The sequence below is a fragment of the Hahella sp. CR1 genome, from assembly GCF_029813005.1.
GTDB lineage: Bacteria > Pseudomonadota > Gammaproteobacteria > Pseudomonadales > Oleiphilaceae > Hahella.
In genome coordinates, this window is record NZ_JAPELK010000008.1 from 114,615 (window position 1) to 134,828 (window position 20,214).

The 20,214-nt window shown below is 56.7% G+C and carries 17 protein-coding genes; 9 read left to right on the forward strand and 8 right to left on the reverse strand.

The annotated features are described in order from the left end of the window. Positions 1-94: 94 nt before the first annotated feature. The 3 genes from ONV78_RS19495 to ONV78_RS19505 form a co-directional block, all read right to left on the reverse strand. The gene (locus ONV78_RS19495; RefSeq protein WP_279505673.1) at positions 95-1,105 is read right to left on the reverse strand and encodes a Gfo/Idh/MocA family oxidoreductase; all 1,011 of its coding nucleotides are present in this window, start codon (positions 1,103-1,105) and stop codon (positions 95-97) included. A 68-nt stretch (positions 1,106-1,173) separates the two neighbouring features. Beyond that, positions 1,174-2,070 carry a sugar phosphate isomerase/epimerase gene (locus tag ONV78_RS19500; protein WP_279505674.1) on the reverse strand — a complete coding sequence of 299 codons (897 nt, stop codon included), beginning with the start codon at positions 2,068-2,070 and terminating at the stop codon, positions 1,174-1,176. A 46-nt stretch (positions 2,071-2,116) separates the two neighbouring features. After that, entirely contained in the window at positions 2,117-2,953 is an 837-nt protein-coding gene (locus tag ONV78_RS19505) for a TIM barrel protein (RefSeq protein WP_279505676.1), read from the reverse strand. A gap of 647 nt (positions 2,954-3,600) precedes the next feature. Here ONV78_RS19505 and ONV78_RS19510 point away from each other — a divergent pair. From ONV78_RS19510 to ONV78_RS19520, 3 genes are read left to right on the forward strand one after another with little or no spacing between them, the layout of a single operon-like run. Then, positions 3,601-4,530 carry a sugar ABC transporter substrate-binding protein gene (locus ONV78_RS19510; protein ID WP_127973318.1) on the forward strand — a complete coding sequence of 310 codons (930 nt, stop codon included), beginning with the start codon at positions 3,601-3,603 and terminating at the stop codon, positions 4,528-4,530. A 39-nt stretch (positions 4,531-4,569) separates the two neighbouring features. After that, positions 4,570-6,117, forward strand: coding sequence for a sugar ABC transporter ATP-binding protein (locus tag ONV78_RS19515; protein WP_216737868.1), 1,548 nt, complete (start codon positions 4,570-4,572; stop codon positions 6,115-6,117). A gap of 32 nt (positions 6,118-6,149) precedes the next feature. Continuing rightward, the gene (locus ONV78_RS19520) at positions 6,150-7,199 is read left to right on the forward strand and encodes an ABC transporter permease (protein ID WP_279505679.1); all 1,050 of its coding nucleotides are present in this window, start codon (positions 6,150-6,152) and stop codon (positions 7,197-7,199) included. A 93-nt stretch (positions 7,200-7,292) separates the two neighbouring features. On the opposite strand, the gene ONV78_RS19525 is transcribed toward ONV78_RS19520, so the two are convergent. Both ONV78_RS19525 and ONV78_RS19530 read right to left on the reverse strand, forming a co-directional pair. Then, on the reverse strand, positions 7,293-8,324 hold the full coding sequence (locus ONV78_RS19525) for a LacI family DNA-binding transcriptional regulator (RefSeq protein ID WP_279505680.1): 1,032 nt from the start codon (positions 8,322-8,324) through the stop codon (positions 7,293-7,295). 14 nt (positions 8,325-8,338) lie between these two features. Beyond that, a complete protein-coding gene (locus ONV78_RS19530; protein ID WP_216737865.1) occupies positions 8,339-8,800 on the reverse strand; it encodes a thioesterase domain-containing protein in 462 nt (153 codons plus the stop codon). A 220-nt stretch (positions 8,801-9,020) separates the two neighbouring features. Between ONV78_RS19530 and ONV78_RS19535 the strand changes: the two genes are divergently transcribed. After that, a complete protein-coding gene (locus tag ONV78_RS19535; protein ID WP_279505682.1) occupies positions 9,021-9,476 on the forward strand; it encodes a hypothetical protein in 456 nt (151 codons plus the stop codon). Positions 9,477-9,496: 20 nt separating this feature from the next. On the opposite strand, the gene ONV78_RS19540 is transcribed toward ONV78_RS19535, so the two are convergent. Further along, entirely contained in the window at positions 9,497-10,318 is an 822-nt protein-coding gene (locus tag ONV78_RS19540; RefSeq protein ID WP_279505685.1) for a transporter substrate-binding domain-containing protein, read from the reverse strand. Between the two features lie 196 nt (positions 10,319-10,514). On the opposite strand from ONV78_RS19540, the gene ONV78_RS19545 reads away from it, so the two are divergent. Beyond that, on the forward strand, positions 10,515-11,990 hold the full coding sequence (locus tag ONV78_RS19545) for a hypothetical protein (protein ID WP_279505687.1): 1,476 nt from the start codon (positions 10,515-10,517) through the stop codon (positions 11,988-11,990). Between the two features lie 135 nt (positions 11,991-12,125). Here ONV78_RS19545 and metE read toward each other — a convergent pair whose 3' ends face one another. Next, complete coding sequence (gene metE / locus ONV78_RS19550; RefSeq protein WP_279505689.1) at positions 12,126-14,414, reverse strand: 5-methyltetrahydropteroyltriglutamate--homocysteine S-methyltransferase; 2,289 nt, start codon at positions 14,412-14,414, stop codon at positions 12,126-12,128. Positions 14,415-14,516: 102 nt separating this feature from the next. On the opposite strand from metE, the gene ONV78_RS19555 reads away from it, so the two are divergent. Continuing rightward, on the forward strand, positions 14,517-15,410 hold the full coding sequence (locus ONV78_RS19555; protein ID WP_279505691.1) for a LysR family transcriptional regulator: 894 nt from the start codon (positions 14,517-14,519) through the stop codon (positions 15,408-15,410). Positions 15,411-15,442: 32 nt separating this feature from the next. Here the strand turns inward: ONV78_RS19555 and ONV78_RS19560 are convergent, their stop codons facing one another. Continuing rightward, positions 15,443-16,717 (reverse strand): sodium:proton antiporter, encoded by a 1,275-nt coding sequence (locus tag ONV78_RS19560; RefSeq protein WP_279505693.1) that lies wholly within the window; start codon positions 16,715-16,717, stop codon positions 15,443-15,445. A gap of 223 nt (positions 16,718-16,940) precedes the next feature. On the opposite strand from ONV78_RS19560, the gene ONV78_RS19565 reads away from it, so the two are divergent. The 3 genes from ONV78_RS19565 to ONV78_RS19575 all read left to right on the forward strand — a co-directional run bounded on the left by ONV78_RS19565 (position 16,941) and on the right by ONV78_RS19575 (position 20,164). Next, the gene (locus ONV78_RS19565; RefSeq protein WP_279505697.1) at positions 16,941-17,807 is read left to right on the forward strand and encodes an MBL fold metallo-hydrolase; all 867 of its coding nucleotides are present in this window, start codon (positions 16,941-16,943) and stop codon (positions 17,805-17,807) included. Next, the gene (locus ONV78_RS19570) at positions 17,801-18,487 is read left to right on the forward strand and encodes a DsbA family protein (RefSeq protein WP_279505698.1); all 687 of its coding nucleotides are present in this window, start codon (positions 17,801-17,803) and stop codon (positions 18,485-18,487) included. The genes ONV78_RS19565 and ONV78_RS19570 overlap by 7 nt, the downstream gene beginning before the upstream one ends. A 138-nt stretch (positions 18,488-18,625) precedes the next feature. Further along, positions 18,626-20,164, forward strand: coding sequence for a hypothetical protein (locus tag ONV78_RS19575; RefSeq protein WP_279505699.1), 1,539 nt, complete (start codon positions 18,626-18,628; stop codon positions 20,162-20,164). Positions 20,165-20,214 lie beyond the last annotated feature (50 nt).

Genomic DNA, 20,214 nt, shown 5'->3' on the forward strand with positions numbered 1-20,214 from the left:
GGAGGATTTCTAACGCTCTGTGGAATAAATATTCCAATAGGTCGAGACCTTGAGCCCAACCGGGCCCAAGGCGCTATGCCAGGGAAGATCGGCGTCAGGCGTAGAAAGCGGGACGAGTAGGCATTTCAATGGTTTCAATGCGTCCACTGTCCTGAGCCTTGACGCAGGCGTCTGCGGCGATGGCGGCGGCGAATCCATCCCAGGCGGAAGGGCCGCTGAGCGCGCCGTTCTGGATATCCTTGATAAAGGCTTGCAGCTCGCTGTCATAGGCATCGATGAAGCGCTGCTTCCAGTCTGTCAGCACCCGGGCGTAATGCATGGCGTCTTTACGCATCAGCAGGCTCTGCGGCTCTGGCAGATTGGCGATGCCTTCTTCACCGACCACCGCGCATTGAATGTCATAGCCATAACGGCAATTTACGAAAATCTCCACATCAATGCGCACGCCTTTGCGAGTCTCCAGCAGCACGATCTGGGGATCGGCCACTTTGCTGTGAGCGTGCCGGGTTTTGCGGGGAAATACGACCTGCGCGCTGACGTAGTCGTCATCCAGCAGCCAGCGCAGCACATCCAGCTCGTGAATGAGGGTGTCATGTATCGCCATGGGCGTAACGTAAGATTCCGGGACGGAGGGATTGCGATGAGCGCAGTGAACCATCAAAGGCGCGCCGATTTCGCCAGCGTCGATGGCCTGTTTCAACTGTCGATAGCCGCTGTCATAGGGACGCATAAAGCCAACCTGAACCAGCCGTTTGCCGGCGTTGATTTCTGCGTCCACGATATGACGGCATCCGTCTGCGGTGGTGGCCAGCGGCTTTTCGCAGAAGACGTATTTTCCTGCGGCGATTGCTGCGAGCACGAACTCCTCATGAGTGGGTCCCCAAGAGGTGACGAGGATCGCGTCGACAGACTCGGCGTGAATCAACTCATGGCCGTCGCGATATACCTGAGCCTTTAACTGGAGCCCGTCTATAAGGGTGTGCGCCTGCTCAGGATTGACGTCGGTGACGGCGACGACTTGCGCGCCGCTTAATGTATTTGTGATGCGGCGGGCGTGATCCGTTCCTATGGCGCCGGCGCCGATAATTCCGATTCTAAGAGACATGATTGCATTATCCTCTTTGTAGCTTTGTAGCTTTGTAGCTTTGTAGCTTTGTAGCTTTGTAGCAGCCGTTAATGCCAGTATTTATCGACATAGCGTTGGATCTCCTCCCGCATGAAGCCTGAGGACGACTCCGCCCGTTCTTCCCACGCGAAGACGCAGCTCGACAGCACGCCATCGAAATCAATGTCACGCAGGGTCTGGAAGAAAGTGTCCCAGTCGATTTCGCCCTGGCCTATATCCAGATGCTGATGCACGCGGGCTGTGGAGCCGGGCGGGTTAACGATGTAGCGCAATTGCGATGAGGCTTTATGGTTGAAGGTGTCGGCGACCCGGACATGCGTCAGCACATCTTTGGTCGCCCGGATCGACTGCGCCAGATCGTCCCCGTAATAGAAAGAGTGTGGAGCGATGTAGGAGCATCTCACGGCTTTGGAGTTAATCGTCCTGATGATGTCCACGGCTGGATCGATCTGTTCCACCCAGTCTTCAGGGTGGGGTTCGATGCTTAAGGTCAGGCCTTCTCGTTCCAGCAGTGGAACCAGCGTGTCCATGGCGCGCCAGAAGGCGTTCTCGCAGGCTTCCGGCGTGTGCAGGCCGCTGTGATCGGCGGCGGAGCGTTCCGGAGAGCCGCCGCGGCCGAATTCGGAAATGAGCAGATCGCAGTCCATCTCCACCGCTATCTGAATGGTTCGCTTCCAGTTGTCTATGGCGACTTCCCATTCATCCGGATAAGGACTGGACCAGCGGTACATGGGCTGCAGGGAGGCCAACGCGACGCCGTGGTCGCGCATGGCTTTTTTGAATGATTGCGCTCGCTCTGGGTAAACCCGGGGGCGCGTCCACCATTGCAGGAAATCCGCCCGCGGTGATAGCTCGATATAGTCGTATCCCAACTCCCGCGTCAGACGACATATGTCAGGCAGCGATAAATGACGATGCATGTAGGGATCAAGGGCTATTTTCATCAGGACGCCTCTTGTATTCGGTGATGTGAAAATCCTGTCGGAAGCGTTATTGGGCGAGCGCCTGACGTATGTACGCCATGCTCTCTTTCACGGCGTTGAGCGGGTCCGCAAGACTCCACACGGTTTCGGAAAAGGGCTCGAAGGAGATGGGGCCGCGATAACCTGCGACCAGCATTTGTTGAAGTTGCTCGATGTTGCCCAGCCTGTCTTTGGGGCCGACCAGTACGCGGTCGCCGTCCAGCATGTCGGTGAAACTGAGAGCCGGATCTTCAACGCCGGATACGTGGATCAGTCCGGTGCGTTGGGGATACAGGCGCTGCTCGCCCGCGCCGCGATGATGGAAAGTGTCATGGAGCAGCTGAAAGCAATCCGCCCCATCTATGGCGTCAATGGCCGCCAATGCTTCCTGCTTAAAACGCAGAGATGAAACGGGGAACCCAAGCGGCTCTACGTAGCCCTGAAGCCCATGCGGCTCCAGGATTTCCTTTAACGCTTGCAGAGCCTGGTGAAGTTCTTTGTCTTTGCTGGCGCTGGGGTCCACCTGGGTTCCATCATTTAAGGGGCACAATACCAGCGCTTTGGCCCCGCAGGCGGCGGCCAGGTGCGCCAGCTCCTTCGCCTGTGCGACGCGTTCGTCATTCCAGATATTGAAAGGGTAGAGGGCGTTGACGCTAAGGACCTCGATGCCCATTGCCGCGGCCTTGGCGTTAACGGCTTTAGCCTGTTCAAGGTTGGTGAGGCTGTTGTCGCCTATGTCGTTGCGCAGCTCAACGGCGTCGACATTTAGGGACGCCGCAGCGTCCAATAGCGCAAGCGGCGTGAGGGACGGGCATACCATGTGATTCAACGCGAAACGAAGCAAATCGGGAGAGGGATGGGACATAGTCGGTTTACCTTGTTGTTGTTATCTGTGTGCGTCGGGGACGTCACTATTGTCGTTACTGTGCTCCTTAACTTGCGCGTGACCCTGGAGGTCGGCGGCGTTCAGGACTTGTGCGAAAAAAATTAAATCGTCCCTTGTCTGGGCGTCAATCAATCCCATCACTGAGACGTCAAATCGCCTCAAAAAACATCATTTTTGAAAGAAAGGCAGGGCGAATCCTGAGGTGATTACATCAATGGGAGAGTGTTGCAGGTTGTGAACGCTCGGTGGCAGGCCGTTTTAGAGGAAAGTCAGTCCATATGAAACTGCGATGAAATAAATATTCCGTTTATAGCGAGCCGTCGCCGCGGCCGTTATACGGCGGGGGCTGAGGGAAAACGCTCAGGGGTGCGGAAAAAGGGTTGACAAATTGGGGCGGCAGGTGCAAATTGGAATATATGTTCCATCATATAAATATCTGGAATAAAAATCTCGATATCAAGGAGTCGGAACTGCACTGAGGCGAAACGGCGGCGGTTGGATCTGCGGCCTATGCGGACGCACAGAAATTGACCACAATACGCGTTGCGCCGATGTGATTCAAACCGGAACCAACAATAAAAAAGTGAGTGCAACGGGTACTCGAAATCAAAGAGGATAATTATAAGATGAAAAAGTTAGCCTTGAGTGTCTTGGCGTCAGCCATGTTTGCCGGCTCCGTTGCGGCCGCTGATCTTAAAATTGGCGTATCCATGGCCGTATTCGATGATAACTTCCTGACCGCTTTGCGTAACGGCATTGAAACCGCCGCTAAGGATAAAAGCGTAGATGTGCAGATTGAGGACGGTAAGAACGAAGTCGGCACGCAACTCAATCAGATTCAGAACTTTATTGCGTCGGGCGTGGACGCCATCATCGTCAACCCTGTCGATACCGACGCCACCGTGTCCATGAGCAGTGACGCGGAAGCCGCCGGCATTCCCCTCATTTATGTCAACCGTCAACCTATCAACGTTAACCAGCTTCCGGACAATCAGGCGTTTGTCGCTTCCAATGAGGAAGTGTCCGGCACCCTGCAGGCGGAAGAAGTGTGTCGTCTGCTGGGAGGCAAAGGCAACGTGGTGGTCATGATGGGCGAACTCTCCAATCAGGCGGCTATTCAGCGTACCAAGGACGTGCATGACGTCATCAAGCGTAAAGAATGCTCCGGTATGAAAATCGTTGCGGAGCAGACCGCGGAATGGTCGCGTCTGAAAGGCAACGACCTGATGACCAACTGGCTGTCCGCAGGCCTGGAGTTTGACGCCGTCATCTCCAATAACGACGAAATGGCCATCGGCGCCCTGCAGGCTTTGAAAGCGGCGGGCCGTAAGATGGATTCCGTTGTCGTCGCAGGCATTGACGCCACCCCTGATGCGCTGGCTGCGATGAAATCCGGCGACCTGGATGTGACCGTATTCCAGAGCGCCAAAGGTCAGGGCGCGGGTGCGGTAGACACCGCCGTTCGTCTCGCCAAAGGTGAAAATGTGGATCAGAAAGTTTGGGTGCCCTTTGAGCTGGTAACGCCGGCCAACCTGGATAAGTACCTGAGCAAGTAAGTCGATTTTCCACCTTAGGCAATGCGGAGGGATTGCGTTATGAGTAGCGCATCAGTAGTGGAGGCGGTGTCTGTGAACAGCGCAATTCCCCAAAATCGCAATTACGAATACGTGCTCGAAGTGGCCAATGTCCGTAAGGAGTTCCCAGGTGTGGTGGCTCTGGACAACGTCTCCCTCAGGATTCGCCCCGGGACGGTGCATGCGTTGATGGGGGAGAACGGCGCGGGCAAGTCGACGTTGATGAAAATCATCGCCGGCATTTATCAGCCCGACAAAGGACAGGTATTGCTACGGGGCGAACCGGTGCGCCTGGAAAAGCCGCTGGACGCACAGGAAGCCGGCATCGCCATGATTCATCAAGAGTTGTTGCTGATGAACCCCATGACCGTGGCGGAAAACATCTGGATTCGCCGCGAACCCAAAGGCCGCTTTGGCCTGATCGATCACGACGAGATGCGGCGGCGGACTCAGGACCTGTTCGACCGTCTCAATATCAGCCTTGATCCGGATGCAGAAATCAGCGAACTGTCGGTCGCCAACCGGCAGATGGTAGAGATCGCCAAAGCGGTGTCTTTCAATTCCGATGTGCTGATCATGGACGAACCGACGTCGGCGATCACCGAGACCGAAGTCGCCCATCTTTTTGAGATTATTCGCGACCTGCGCGCCAAGGGAATCGGCATTGTCTACATCACCCACAAAATGAATGAGCTGTTCGAAATCGCCGATGAGTTTTCGGTGTTTCGCGACGGCCAGTACATCGGCACGCATCTGTCCTCCAACGTCACTCGCGACGACATCATCCGCATGATGGTGGGACGGGAAGTATCGCAGATGTTCCCGAAGGAAGAGGTGGCGTTGGGCGATGTGGTGCTGTCCGTGAAAAACCTGAGCCGCGAAGGCGTGTTCCGTAACGTGTCCTTTGACGTACGCGCGGGGGAGATAGTCGGGTTTGCAGGGCTGGTCGGCTCCGGCCGTTCCAACGTCGCCGAAGCCTTATTTGGCGTCGCCCCCGCTGACGGCGGGGCGATTCAGATCAACGGCGAATTCGTACAGATCAAATCTCCTAATGAAGCGATTCAGCATGGCATGGCGTTTCTCACGGAAGACCGTAAGGAGACGGGCTGCTTTCTTCCCTTGACCATCCAGGAAAACATCCAGTCGGCGGTGCTGCATCAGAAATTCGTCAACAAGGGATTCGTGGCGGAAGCGGAGCTGGCGAAAGAAGCGGTGGAAATCTGCAACAAGTTGCGGGTGAAAACGCCGGGGATGGATGAAGTGATCGAGAACCTGTCAGGAGGCAATCAGCAGAAAGTGCTGATCGGCCGCTGGCTGCTGACCCATCCGAAAATTCTGATTCTGGATGAGCCCACACGAGGCATCGACGTCGGCGCCAAAGCCGAGATACACAGCCTGATCACCCAACTGGCTCACAAAGGCGTGGCGGTGGTGATGATCTCCTCCGAACTGCCGGAAATACTCGGCATGAGCGATCGGGTCGTGGTTATGCATGAAGGGCGCGTCACCGGCATTCTGGACCGGGCGGAAGCGGATCAAGTGAAGATTATGGATCTGGCGGCGCAGTAAACCGCTGGTGACTAATATTGAGAGAGGTTGAAATGGCAACGACAACAACGAGTGGTCCCATGACGACGGATAACGGACGCCTGACTCCCACGTCAAAGAAGCGCATGCCTCCCGAGCTGAGCATCCTGATGGTGCTGTTCGGCATTGCGGCATTGTTCGAGGTGCTGGGCTGGTTCATCGTCGGGCAGAGCTTCCTGGCCAATGTGAGCCGTCTGCAGATTATTATTCTTCAGGTGTCGGTGATCGGCATCATCGCCGTCGGCGTCACTCAGGTCATTATCACAGGCGGCATTGATTTGTCCTCCGGCTCAGTGGTGGCGATGACCGCCATGATCGCCGCGACCTTCGCCCAGGACAGCAACTGGCCCAAGATCATTTACCCTGCGTTGGTGGACATGCCCTTTGTCGTGCCGCTGGTGGTGGGATTGGCCATTGGCGCCCTGGCCGGCTTCATCAACGGCTGGTTGATCACGAAAACCAAAATTCCTCCTTTCATCGCCACCCTGGGCATGATGGTTTCCGCTCGCGGCATCGCCCGCTGGTTCACGGACGGCAGCCCTGTCTCCGGTTTCACGGAGAGCTTCACGATGCTCGGTAGCGGTTTGGGACGCTGGGCGCCGGTAGTGGTGTTTCTGCTTGTCGCGGCGTTCTTCCATGTCGTCATGCGTTACACCCGCTTCGGCAAGTTCACCTATGCAATCGGCGCCAACCCACAGGCGGCGCGGGTATCCGGCATCAATATCGACGCCCATCTGATCAAGGTCTACATGATCGCAGGTCTGCTGGCGGGACTGGCGGCGATGGTGGCGATCGCCCGCATCAAAACTGCGCAGGCGGGCATGGGGTTGATGTACGAATTGGACGCTATCGCGGCGGCGGTAATCGGCGGGGTGTCGTTGTCCGGCGGACGCGGACGCATCACCGGGACGGTTATCGGCGCCTTGATACTGGGCGTTATGTTGTCCGGCTTTACTTTCCTGAGAGTGGACGCCTATTATCAGGACATCATCAAAGGCGCCATTATCGTGTGCGCGGTGGTGGTGGATCAGCACCGGCAGAACAAACGCAAGAAGACCAGCTGACCCGTCGCAACGATTGCGATACCGCCATGAAAAAGCCCGACGCGAAAAGCGTGCGGGCTTTTTCTTTTGATTCTGCTTTTGATTCTGGCGGCGCTAAATGTTTTCCAGAATATGGAGCTCCGGGGCCAGCAGGACCGGCGCAAAGCGTTGTTCGTCTTTGGCGTTGAAAGCGCGCACGAACAAAGCGAGGGTTTCAGCGGCCAGACGTTCCACTGGCGTGGCGATCACCATGTCCACCAACCCTTCGTTAAGGGCCTCTCGGGTGCTGGGCGTCAGCTCATTGCAGACCACCACCAAATCGCGGTCAGGAGCTTCGCTGCGTAGTGCGGAGATCATCCCCGCCATGCCGCCGCCGGCGCTGTACAGCGCCACCAGATCAGGATGCGACGCCAGCAGATTAGCGGTGGCCTCGGCGGCGAGGCGATCGTCGTCGAGATTGAGGATTGGATCCAGCAGACGGAAATTGCGGCCCAGCTCGCGAAAATAGCTGATAAAGCTGATTTCAGATATTTCCTGATTCAGGTAGCGATGGCTGCCCAGCAGTATCCCAACCTCTCCCTCTTTCTTCGCCAGTCGTGAAATTGCCCAGGCGGCGCTGCGTCCCGCTTTGCGGCTATCCAGGCCGAGATGCCCGGCGCAGGCCTGAGTGGAGAGTTGCGACAGCAGGGTGATGACGGGCTTGCCCTGTGCGGCCAGTTGCTCGATGACCTGGTTGATCGAGTGATGGTCTAACGCCACCAGCGCCACTGCGTCCGATGCTTCCGCTACCTGCTGCAGCTGCCCCGCGATATAGGCGGGGGCGACTTCGTCCATGAAAATCAAATGGGTCTGGATCTGATAATCCCGCTGTCGCGCGGCGGCGTTGACCAGCGCGGTTCCCAGCGTCTGATAAAAGGCTTCGGCGCTGCGTTGCAGCAACAGTGTGATGGTCTTGCGGGGTTTGGATTCCTGAAAGCGTTTTTTCAGTAATCCGGAGGCGTGATAGCCAATATCCTCCGCCGCCAGCAGCACTCGTTGCGCTGTCGCTTCTCGCACTTTGGAGCGGTTATTCAGCACCCGGTCCACGGTGGCCGGGCTGACCCTCGCGGCTTGGGCGAGATCGGTGATCGTTGGGCGTTTGGACATGGCGCCGCGCCGCCTCAATCCGCCTTTAGCGCCACATAGCGTCCGGTGAAGCGCACTGCTGTTTCGCCGTCCGCAAGAATCTCCGCCACCAGCTCCCGACGGGCTTTGCCCCGTTGCTGGTAAACGCTGACGAACTCATCCACCTGCTGCGGTTCCGCGAAGGCGCAGCGCACGGCTAAACGCTCTGATCGCAGCGGCTTGAGAAATTGAATCTGGCTGTCCTGAATCACGATATCGCCCTTGAGGTCATGAGACTTCAGGGTCAGAGTCAGCAGACCCCAACCGGACAAGACGCACATGGAATACAGACTGCCGCCGAACGCCGTCGCCTTATCGTTAATGTTGTTCTCCAGCGGCGCTGACAGCGCCAGCGCCTGTCCGTCATACTGATCGACGCGTAACGCCATCGCACGGGTAAGGGGAATCTCATCATCAAAAATACGTTGCAATTGCGCAGCTAAAGACGCGTCACTCATAGCGTTTCCTTGGCGTAGTTGGATGTAGGCTAGGGGGTATTATAATCAGAGCGAGCGCGCAGTGACTTATCCATTCGTCGCGTAACGCGGATAAAGCCGACTTCAGATAAAGCAAATAGCGTTTACCCACAACTGGCGATACGACTGGGTGTAGATAATGATTGCCATTTTCGGATTTGAATTGAGTGCGCTCATCAATTGACAGTGATGGTGAATAGCAATGGTTGATGTAGAGTTTTATTTCAATACTTGGCTGGATGTCGATGAAAAGGTGTTGCTCACGCAGATTGAGAGCCTATTGGGAGTCGTATTTAAAAGAGCTGAGGCTGGCTATGCGGAATCAAATGTCCTGGGCGCTCGTCTATATTTTGGAACAACCTCGGACCTGGAAAACTGTCCTGATTTGCCTTTCTCCAGTTATCGCTTCGTTATAGGCACAGACTCAAAATCTATTCTAACCAGAACAATGATCATCGGCGTGATCGCCTATATTTCTACACTCATGTTCAAGTCTGGTGTATCTCAAAGCGGTATGATGGTTTTTGATGGGCAGGTGTTGATAGAAAGTTGGTCATTCGGTAGTAAGATTGAAGCGTTTGATAAGCTTGATCTGACCACGAAGCACTTCGATCAGTACATTGGCGCGCTTATTCAAAAATGTGGAGATTCGTTGTAATCAACAATCGAGGCGCCCCCTTACAACCCTTCTTCCCGCACTTCCTCGCTGACTAAACGATATTGTCCCTCTCGGGATTCGCGCAGGTATTGCTCGATTTTGCCCTCTGCGTGCAGTTGTTGCAGGCCGGCGTTGAAGCGTTTGAGGCGTTCGACGCTTTCCGGTTTTTCCATGGAGAACAGGAGGTGCATGGTGGTCAACGGTTTTAGCGGATGAGGGTGGTGCGTCACGCGGTTGGCCTGTTCCGCCGGAAACAGGTCGCGAAGTTCGGCGTAGCCTGCTTCTACGTCCGAGGGAAAGATGTCGAGGCGCCCCGCCAGCAGTTTGCGCCAGTTCAGCTCGTCGGAGTGCACCCACTCAATCTCAAACAGCCCGTCCTTTGAGGCGCTCACGAAGTCTTCGCCGTAGTTATAGCTGTTGGTGCCGCCGACTTTCAGGCTGCGCAGGTCGCTGAGTTCACGCCATTCAAACGATGTGGTTTTGAGGTGGAAAAACACATATCCATATCTGCCGATGGAATCGCTGTAGTAATGATGGGCTTCCCGTTCCGGTTTGTGGCTCCAGGGAAAAGAGGCGTCCGCCAGCCCTTCTTCCGACATCAGCAGCGTGCGCTTCCAGGGAAAGAACTGAAACACGACTTTATCCCCCGCCGCCTCAAAGGCTTCTTTGACGATGCGCGCAGTGACGCCATAGTGCTTTAACTGCGGCGACACATAGGGAGGCCAGTCGCCGGTGGCCACGGTCAGGGTTTCCGAGGCGACCGGGGCGGCGATCAGAAACAGACTGTATAAAGCGGCGAGAGCAGTGAGGCCTGGGCGACCGGTCGTGACGGGCGAGGACATGGGATGCACCTGCGACGTTAAAGCTGTCTTAGTAATTATAGGCGCTTCGGGCGGGATTACATTTCTTAACGGAAGGATGTAGGACGTTACCCGGATTCGTGAAGCAGAGACCGTTTCCCGCCCCCGCGTTAGCTATAGTCATCATGGAGCTATTTGTCTGCCTGGTTAATACTGTTGCAAGCGCAAAGGAATCGCCATGAAAACCTTAATATCTCTCCTTCTCGCGGCGACGCTGTTCCTGACGTCCGCCGTCTACGCGGCGCTGACGCCCATCAACGGCAAAATGGAAACCCCGCAAACCCTGAATGGTTTCATACACCTCCCTGCTGATTACGACCCTCAGCGCGAGGAGGGTTATCCTCTGCTGATTTCCTTGCATGGACTGGGCGAATGCGGCGACGCCACCGTGAATAACGGTGATGGAACTTACTCCCTGAACATGCAAATCCTCAACAAAGTGTCAGGCGCCGGCGTTCCCAGGATGATTCGGGATGGCCTATGGGAAGCGTCATCTCCGTTGATTGTGCTGGCGCCGCAGTTGCCGGCGGGCGGATCGGGAATATGCGGCATGCATAAAAGCCGCTATGAACAAATCTATAACCACGCGGTGGCCAACTACAACGTGGACCTGAATCGCGTCTACGTCACCGGCTATAGCCAGGGCGGCAACGGAACCTACAACGTGCTGCGGGACCGGCCGGACACCCTCGCCGCAGCCGCCCCCATCGCCGCTTGGTATCCACAGGAGTTCGACTGTGAGGCTATTCATCACATCGCAGTCTGGGCGTTTCATGGCGATGAAGACGCGGTTATCGGTCATAACTCCGGTAAAAACGCCGTGGATAAAAAGCTGAACGGCTGCGGCGATCCGGATTACCCGCCGATGTATCCCGCCAAGCTGACCAGCTTCGCGGGCGTTGCACACAATTCCTGGGATGGCGCCTATGGTCTGAAGCTGAATCACACGTTCAAAAACAGCGATGGCCAGGTTGTGGATAGCAAAAATTACTATCTGGAATTAGCCTACGACCACAATGATCCCAATGTCGACGCCGCCGGCGCTTATGGCGGCGACGGTTATTACTATCACTACAACGAATTTGGCCGCCATGTTCTGTTTCACTGGTTGTTGAGCTTCGCCAGGGACGCTGGTACGCCTCCCGATCCAGACCCTCAACCGGGAGAGGGAGATGGCCTGTATCTGCGCCTGCACGGAGACGATGTGCAGTGGGATCAATTTCGCCTGTTTGAAAGCGCCCTGTGGAGCGGAGAGTTCGACCTGCCCGCCATGGGGCTGGATAAACTGTCGTTGTCCTTCAAGACGCTGAACGGCGCCGCGCCGTCGCAATGGTATGTGCAGTTATGGGATACGCAGGTGAGGAAAGACCTGGGCGTATCGTTGAACGACTACCTCAGCGTCGGCCCGGATTGGAGTACGGTGGAAATTCCGCTTGCTGATTTCGCCGCTCAGGGCGTGGACCTGCGTCATGTGCAATGCGTGCGTGTGTTCTTTGGCGCCTCGGCGCAGTTGGATCTGGGGCTGGACGAAGTCAAGTTCACTGGCGCTGGGGAGGCGTTGGTATTTTTCGGCGCGCAGCATCAATCCACCGCTTATCGCGCCAATGGCGCGCTCTCAGTGGAACTGGTCTCCGGCGACGATAGCGATGGCTGATGCGTATTGACGTCGATAACGGGGCGGCGGATACGCAGAAAAGCGGAAAGACAAAGCAGTAACAACAAAAAAGAAGAGGACCGGGATGGCTCCGGTCCTCTGAACGCGCTTGCACGCGGGGGTGGTTAGGGAATATCAGGCTGCGGCGACGGTGTCGGCGCGTAGCTGTTTGGCGGCATTCACCATGTTCTGCAATGCCGGGCGTACTTCTTCCCAGTTGCGGGTCTTTAGGCCGCAATCCGGATTCACCCACAGTCGGTGTGCGGGAATGCGCTCGGCGGCTTTACGCATCAACTGGACGATGTGCGTTTCGCTTGGAATGTTCGGCGAATGGATGTCATACACGCCTGGGCCGATTTCATTCGGGTATTTGAAGTTATCGAAAGCGTCCAGCAGCTCCATGTCGGAACGGGAAGTCTCGATGGTGATGACGTCCGCGTCCATCCCGGCGATGGCCTCGATAATGTCGTTAAACTCGGAGTAGCACATGTGCGTGTGAATCTGAGTTTCGTCTCCGACGCCGTTGGCGGCGATGCGGAATGAGCTGACCGCCCATTGCAGGTATTCCCGCCACTGCGCGCGTCTTAACGGCAAGCCTTCCCGTAATGCCGCTTCATCGATCTGAATGACGCGAACGCCAGCGCGCTCCAGGTCCTGCACTTCGGCGCGAATGGCCAGCGCCAGTTGATAACAGGTGAGGGCGCGAGGCTGGTCGTCCCGCACGAAAGACCAGTTCAGAATGGTCACCGGACCGGTCAACATGCCTTTCATCGGGCGGTCAGTGAGTGATTGCGCATACTTGATCCATTCCACGGTCATCGCCTGCGGGCGGCTGATATCGCCGAAAATAATGGGCGGTTTGACGCAGCGGGAACCGTAGGACTGCACCCAGCCGAACTGACTGAACACATAGCCGTCCAACTGCTCGCCGAAATACTCCACCATGTCGTTGCGTTCCGCTTCGCCGTGCACCAGCACGTCCAGACCCAGGCTTTCCTGTTCTCTCACGCAACGCTCGATTTCCTGTTGCATCAGCACGCGGTATTCGTTGTCCTGCAGCTCGCCCTGACGATAACGGCGGCGCGCATTACGAATGTCCGCAGTTTGTGGAAACGAGCCGATAGTGGTGGTCGGGAACGCGGGTAACTGCAATCTTTGCGCTTGTCTGGCGGCCCGGGTTTGATAGTCGCTGCGACGATCGCCCATGTCGGCGGTGATCGACTCCACGGCCTCTTTCACGGCTGGATTATGCACGCGAGAAGACCCTTTGCGGCTGTCCACGCAAGACTGATTTTCCTGCAATGCCTCTGCGACCGTGTTGCGGCCCTCGCTCAATGCTGTCGCAAGAACCTTCACTTCATCCAGCTTTTGCAGAGCGAACGCCAGCCAGGACTTGATCTCCGCATCCATCTTCTCTTCGCTGTCCAGATCCACAGGGGAGTGCAGCAGAGAGCAGGACGGCGCCAGCCACAAACGGGATTGCAGTTTGTCGTAAACCGGTTGCAGCCAGTCCAGGGTTTGATTGAGGTCGGTCTTCCAGATATTACGTCCGTTCACTACGCCCAGAGACAGCACTTTATGGCTCGGCAGCCAGTCGATCAGTTTACCGATCTCCGCACGACCATTGATGGCGTCCACATGCAGGCCGCCCACAGGCAGTTCGCAGGCCAGTTGCAGGTTGTCCTGCAGTTGTCCGAAATAGGTCGCCAGCAGCAGTTTGGCTTTACTGGACTTGAGCGTGTGATAGGCGAGGTTGAGCGCGTATCGCCAGCTGGCGTCCAGCTCAGTGACCAAAATGGGCTCGTCGATCTGCACCCACTCCACGCCCTGGCTCGCCAGCACGTCCAGCAGCGCGGCGTAGACCGGCAATAGACGCTCCAGCAGGTCGAGTTTATTGGAGCCGTCTTTGCTCTTGCCCAGCCACAGATAGGTCACAGGGCCGATGATGACAGGCTTGATCTTGGCGCCGGTTTGTTTCGCCTCCGCAATTTCCGCCAGCAAACGGGACGGGTTGAGCGAAAATGCGGTGTCCGCGGTGAACTCCGGCACGATGTAGTGATAGTTGGTGTCGAACCACTTGGTCATTTCACCGGCGTGAACGCAATGGCAATCGCTGTCCTGCGCTGAACGACCGCGGGCGACCCGGAAGTAGTTGTCCAGCTCGTCGCCTTGCAGACGGCTGACCCGCTCGGGAATGACGCCGAGGGTGAAGCTCATATCCAAAACTTGATCGTAGAAGGAAAAGTCGCCCACCGGAATCAGGTCCAGTTGGGACTGATTACGCCAATGGCGCTGTCTCAGCTCCGCGCCTACTTTCAGCAGCTCTTCCTGGGGAATGCGTCCTTTCCAATAATCTTCCTGAGCGAATTTCAATTCCCGTTTTGCGCCAATGCGGGGGAACCCCAGGTTGTGAGTGGTAATCATGTCATGCCTCCTATGTCGATGACTTCATCATAGAGACTCAGAATCATGAAAAATAATGTTAAGATTTCATCTATCTATTAAATAAATTCATGAGTTGCTGACATGCTGGAACGTAATCATCTCGCCATCCTGCGGGAAGTGGACCGTTTAGGTTCGCTGACCGCCGCTGCGGAAAGCCTGTGTCTGACGCAATCCGCTCTCAGTCATGCGGTAAAGAAACTGGAGCAGCAATTAGGCGCGGCGGTCTGGACCAAGGAAGGCCGCAATCTGCGCTTTACCCAGGCTGGAGAGTACCTGTTGGCGTTGGCCAAACGACTGCTGCCGCAGTTCGAACACGCCGAACTGGTGATGAGTCAGTTCTCTCAGGGGCAGCGAGGCGCTTTGCGCATCGGTATGGAGTGCCATCCCTGTTATCAGTGGCTGCTGAAAGTGGTGGCGCCGTACCTGCAGCGCTGGCCGGATGTGGATGTGGACGTCAAACAGAAGTTTCAGTTTGGCGGCATCGGGGCGTTGATTGGGTATGAAATCGACGTGCTGGTGACGCCGGACCCGGTGCGCAAGGATGGATTGTCCTTTCAGCCGGTGTTCGATTACGAGCAGGTGTTGGTGGTGAGCAATAATCACCCGCTGGCGCAGACTGCCTTCGTTGAACCTGCTCACCTGTTGCAGGAGACCCTGATTTCTTATCCCGTGGATATCGATCGCCTGGATATCTACAACCAGTTCCTGTTGCCCGCCAACTGTTATCCCAGGCAACACAAGACGATCGAGACGACGGACATCATGCTGCAAATGGTGGCGGCGGGGCGCGGCGTGGCGGCTTTGCCGAAGTGGCTGGTGGCGGAGTACGCGCAGAAGATACCGGTGCGTCCGGTGCGACTGGGGCCGCAGGGCATCGCCAAACAGATTTTTCTGGGCGTGCGCGAGGAGGACGCGAGTACGGACTACCTGGCCTCCTTCGTCGCTATGGCGCGGGATGCGGAGTGGAAGGGCTAGCAGTCGTCTGTTTAAACGCTCTGCTGGAGCGTTCAGGTTTCCTCGCGCCCAAAGGGTCGTCGGGTGGGGAAGCTGGAGGTTTCTTTCTGCTCGGCGCCGGTGTCTGCGCTATTGCGCTGAATATAGCGGCTGTATCGTTGCGCCAGCGGTGCGGCGGTGACGCCATGCAGCAATACGCTGAGCAGGATGGTCAGCACGGCGACGCTGAAGAGCTGATCTTTCCCAGGCGCATGATCCTCCTGCATGACCAGCAGCACGTAGAGCAGGGAGGCCAGCCCTCGTGGCCCGAACCAGCCCAGAAACAGCTTGCTGGTGAACTGCAATTGGGTGCCGGTCAGGCTGATAATCACCGGAATAATGCGAATGACCGTCAGGCTCAACAGCGCATAGAAAAAGTGCGTCCAGGTGAGATCCGGCAGGGCGTGGGGAATCATGATGGCGCCGAACAACAGAAAGTTGATCAGGCTTAATAACTGGCCTTCGGTTTCCGCAAAGCGATGCAGAGGGGCGCAGAAAACGTGAGTACGCGTGCCTACCGCCGCGCCCGCGCAGAAGGCGGCGATAAAGCCATTGCCGCCACACAGTTCCGCCAGACCGTATGACGCCATGGCGATAGCCAGCAGTCCGAGGCGCTGATAGGTCGGGCTCACCCAGCGTCGCTGCACGCCGACGTCCAGCGCGCGTCCCGCCGCCAGACCCACGGCGACGCCATAGATCGGGCCCAGCAACAGTTGCATCGACGCCAGTTCCAGCCAGTGACTGGCGCTGTGGTTTTCGCCAATCAGCCAGGACAGGCCGATGATCAGCAAAGGCAGCGCCATGCCGTCATTGAGTCCGCTTTCCACATTGAACGCCTGCCGGATGCGCACGGGTACGCGTTCGTTATTGATGACCGCCTGTCCCAGCGCCGCGTCCGTCGGCGCGAGGATCACAGCCAGGGTGAAAGCGCCCGCCCAACCCAGCTCAGGAAACATGGGATAGGCGATCAACGCGCCGACGCCGATACACAACGGCAGCCCCAAACCGAGCAGACGCAGCGGAATATTGTGGCCTTCCCTGAGCTGGCGCAGATTGATGCGCGACGCATCGGTAAACAGCACCCACACCAGGGTGACCTCCGCCAGCCAGTGCGCCAGACCCCATTCAGGATCGGCGGCGAGCAGACCCAGACCACGATCGCTGAGCAGCAATCCGGCCAGTGTGAAAAACAGGGGCGCGGTCATGGGTCCCTGCTGGGACCAACGGGAAATAAGCGCGAAGGCGATCACCGCAGCGCCGAACAGCAGGAGCGTCAATTCAAAGTTCATGGATGATTTGTCATATCCGCCAGAGCGGAGCAAAGATGAAAGTTTGCGGCTTCATGTCTTTTATTTTGTACCGACGTCAGCGACTTAGCGCAACCCAACGCGCCACTCCCGTCCCCTATTCGCTTAATTCATGCAACAAAGTTGTGCGGATATGGCCATTTTTCTGCGCTTATCTGGAAATTATAGTGCTCCCATCAATTATTCATATGAGGAGTCACTGATCATGTTTCGCAAACTACTTTTAGCCGCATCCGTCGCTGTTTCATTCACTGCCGCCGTTGAAGCGAAAGAACCGCTGCAATTGAAGGTCTACAACGCTGACGACAACAGTTTCAACGTCACCTCTACCGTCATCAGCGGAGAAACGGAAGCGGTTGTGGTGGACGCTGGATTCACCCGCGCCGACGCCTATCGCATCGCCGCCAATGTGCTGGACTCCGGTAAAACGCTGAAAACCATCTTGGTCAGCAACGCCGACCCTGACTACTACTTTGGCGTGGAAGTGCTGAAGGAAATCTTTCCGCAAGCCGACGTCGTGGCGCCGCCTGCGGTGCTGGAGCACATCAAGGCCAAACTGCCGTTCAAAGTGGAGTTCTGGGGCCCGAAAATGGGCGCTAACGCACCGCGCAACCCGGTTGTCCCGGCGGCGTTGAAAGGTAACTTCATCACCGTGGATGGAGAGAAACTGGAAGTGCGCGGCATGCAAGGCGAGTTGGCGCACCGTCCCTACGTGTGGGTGCCTTCTTTGCAGGCGATTGTCGGTAACGTTGCTGTGCTGGCGGACATGCATGTGTGGATGGCGGATACGCAGAAGCAAAGCGAGCGCGACGCCTGGGTTGCGCAACTGGACGAAATGAAAGCGCTGCACCCGGCTATCGTGGTGCCCGGACACATGCTGCCGGATTCCGATATGGACGTGAGCGCCATCGATTTTACCCGCACTTACCTGAAGCGCTTTGAAGAAGAAGCCAAGGACGCTAAAAACGCAGACGCACTGATGCAGGCGATGGAGCAGGCCTATCCGAAACTGGAAACAGGCATTGCTCTGGAAATCAGCGCGAAAGTAGAGAAAGGGGAGATGAAGTGGTAGAACTCGACTACTTTTACGATCCGATCTGCGGGTGGTGCTACGCCGCCGCCCCGCTGATCAGCAAGGCGCGGGAAATGATGCCGGTGAATCTGCGCGCCGGCGGACTGATGATCGGAGCCAACCGGCAGCCGGTGAATGAGTCGCTGCGCCGTTATGTCATGCCGCATGACCAACGGATTCAGGCGCTGACAGGTCAGCCTTTTGGAGACGCCTACTTCAATGGCCTGTTGCGGGATCAGGATGCCGTATTCGATTCCGAGCCGCCGATCCGCGCGGTGCTGGCGGCGGAAAGCCTGGGCGGTGACGCACTGGCGATGCTGCACCGCCTGCAGCGGGCGCATTATGTCGAAGGCGAGCGCATCGCTGATCTGGCGACCTTAACGCGACTGGCGCAAAGCATCGGCCTGGATGGCGAACGCTTCACTGCGCAGATGTCCGTCAACGCCAGCTCCGCCGCCGCCCATATTCAGGCGACGCGACGGGAGATGACGCGCCTGAGCCTGCGCGGCTATCCCTCACTGGCGCTGATTATCGACGGCTCAGTAGTTCCGGTCGCCGTCGGTCCCCATCTCGGCAAACCGGACGCCTTCGCGGCTCATCTGGAAGCGTTGATAGGAAGCAAGACGCAGAAAGACGATGCGGATGATGCGCCCTTCTGTACGCCTGACGGCTGTTCCTGAGACTTTTATCTATCCGGGCAAGGACGCCCGTTGCAACCATAACCGGACGTTTCGGTTCCTATGCTGAATAGCGCGTAACCGCTCTCAAGGGAGACGGGAAGCGATGGTTTGTATTGGTCTTATAAGGAAATTTCTGTGATGAAGAAGTTAATAGCTGCGGGTTTGTTGAGCTGTCCGGCCCTGGGGTTTGCAATGGAAATCAGTGCGCCGATAGTGGGCAATGCAACCTTTTCCGATAACGACGTCGATGGACGTTTTGAATCCATTTATTCCACCAGTTATCTCTATGCGCACTGGCGCAACGTTAACTATCTGAATCAACGCTATACGCGACGCGCAGTCATCGAGATAGATCTGAGCGCGTTTCCAGACGATCGTCAACTGGAGCATGCATGGCTTGAGTTTTATCTGACTGGATACAGCAATCAGCCGGATGTGGCGTTTTGGGGATACAGTGGCGACGGCGTGCTGGACTTATCTGATGCGGAAAGAGGGGAGGCGCTGCTTGCGACTCAGGCCATTGATAACTTGGGTAGCTGGCGGGTGGACTTGAGCCGTTATGCGCGCCAGTTGAAGGCTGAAGGGAAACGCTACCTTGGTTTGAATATTCGTTCTGTCAGTGAAGGCAAAAGAGATAACACCTACAACGATCGAATTATTTTTCCGGGATACCAGAGCAACAGCAATGTAGTCAAAGGCGTTCGCTTCTTTATGAACGATGAACCCGGCGCGCCCTACACTCCCGACAATGTATTGTTCCAGCGCCATTTTGATTGGGGAATGCCTTCCCAGGACGAGGGTTTTCAGTTCAGAAGCAGCAACCAGGGCGGTCGCATGAGTGTCGTCAATGGCCGTTTTCGGATGGACCAGACTAACTATTTCTCCACGCCAACGGCGAATGAAATGGACTGGTCGGTGGACCTCAGTAACGCCTCGCAAGTCACCCTGAGCTTTTATCAGTCCGAAACCACCGATTACGCCGGGATGCTTCCCGAGAGCTTTGCCGGCTCAGTGGAGGGAGATGGCGTCAGCATCAGCAACAATGGCGTGGATTGGTATCCGGTGGTCAATGCAGACCGGCTCGACCTTGGCGCCGTGGGCGGACGGATTGACGTCGATCTGGACGGCGAGATCGAGCGTATTCGCGCCACGCTGGATTCGACCTTTGAATACGGACCCGACTTCAAAATACGCTTCCAGCAATTTGGCGTCGGCAAGTTTGGCTACGACGGCAGAGACTGGGGAGATTTGTTATTGACGGGCATGCATGCCGGCGAGGCGACGGACCTGGAAGCGGCGTTCGCCGCTCCGGTGGAAACGGTAGTCAACGCCGACACCGAGGTTAAAATCAATATCACTAATCTGGGCTCTTCTAAGGCGGTGGGCGCTCGCGCCAAACTGACTTTACCAGTAAGCGCCCGCACCCTGTCCACGCCTGCAGGATGCGAACGCGCAGGCGGCCTGATCACTTGTTTCGCTGGAGAACTCGAACCGGGCGCGGAGAAAGAATTCGTATTGTCTTTCAGGCCCAGCCAGGCGGGGCGCTTGCCCATGTCGCTCACTGTGGGCGCGGCGACAAACGACCCTATAGAGCAGAATAACGTTTCGGACCATGATATTCCTGTCCTGGCTGGACCTGCTCTGGTACCGGCGGATGTTCAGTTGAATCCAAACTAAGCCCGCTTTTCAGGATAAACAGGCCGATGGCGGCCTGTTTATATCTCAAC

Excerpts from the sequence above, each read along its gene's own strand:
- ONV78_RS19495 (WP_279505673.1), bottom strand. The coding sequence starts at position 1,105 with ATGTCTCTTAGAATCGGAATTATCGGCGCCGGCGCCATAGGAACGGAT.
- ONV78_RS19500 (WP_279505674.1), bottom strand. The coding sequence starts at position 2,070 with ATGAAAATAGCCCTTGATCCCTACATGCATCGTCATTTATCGCTGCCT.
- ONV78_RS19505 (WP_279505676.1), bottom strand. The coding sequence starts at position 2,953 with ATGTCCCATCCCTCTCCCGATTTGCTTCGTTTCGCGTTGAATCACATG.
- ONV78_RS19510 (WP_127973318.1), top strand. The coding sequence starts at position 3,601 with ATGAAAAAGTTAGCCTTGAGTGTCTTGGCGTCAGCCATGTTTGCCGGC.
- ONV78_RS19515 (WP_216737868.1), top strand. The coding sequence starts at position 4,570 with ATGAGTAGCGCATCAGTAGTGGAGGCGGTGTCTGTGAACAGCGCAATT.
- ONV78_RS19520 (WP_279505679.1), top strand. The coding sequence starts at position 6,150 with ATGGCAACGACAACAACGAGTGGTCCCATGACGACGGATAACGGACGC.
- ONV78_RS19525 (WP_279505680.1), bottom strand. The coding sequence starts at position 8,324 with ATGTCCAAACGCCCAACGATCACCGATCTCGCCCAAGCCGCGAGGGTC.
- ONV78_RS19530 (WP_216737865.1), bottom strand. The coding sequence starts at position 8,800 with ATGAGTGACGCGTCTTTAGCTGCGCAATTGCAACGTATTTTTGATGAT.
- ONV78_RS19535 (WP_279505682.1), top strand. The coding sequence starts at position 9,021 with ATGGTTGATGTAGAGTTTTATTTCAATACTTGGCTGGATGTCGATGAA.
- ONV78_RS19540 (WP_279505685.1), bottom strand. The coding sequence starts at position 10,318 with ATGTCCTCGCCCGTCACGACCGGTCGCCCAGGCCTCACTGCTCTCGCC.
- ONV78_RS19545 (WP_279505687.1), top strand. The coding sequence starts at position 10,515 with ATGAAAACCTTAATATCTCTCCTTCTCGCGGCGACGCTGTTCCTGACG.
- metE (WP_279505689.1), bottom strand. The coding sequence starts at position 14,414 with ATGATTACCACTCACAACCTGGGGTTCCCCCGCATTGGCGCAAAACGG.
- ONV78_RS19555 (WP_279505691.1), top strand. The coding sequence starts at position 14,517 with ATGCTGGAACGTAATCATCTCGCCATCCTGCGGGAAGTGGACCGTTTA.
- ONV78_RS19560 (WP_279505693.1), bottom strand. The coding sequence starts at position 16,717 with ATGAACTTTGAATTGACGCTCCTGCTGTTCGGCGCTGCGGTGATCGCC.
- ONV78_RS19565 (WP_279505697.1), top strand. The coding sequence starts at position 16,941 with ATGTTTCGCAAACTACTTTTAGCCGCATCCGTCGCTGTTTCATTCACT.
- ONV78_RS19575 (WP_279505699.1), top strand. The coding sequence starts at position 18,626 with ATGAAGAAGTTAATAGCTGCGGGTTTGTTGAGCTGTCCGGCCCTGGGG.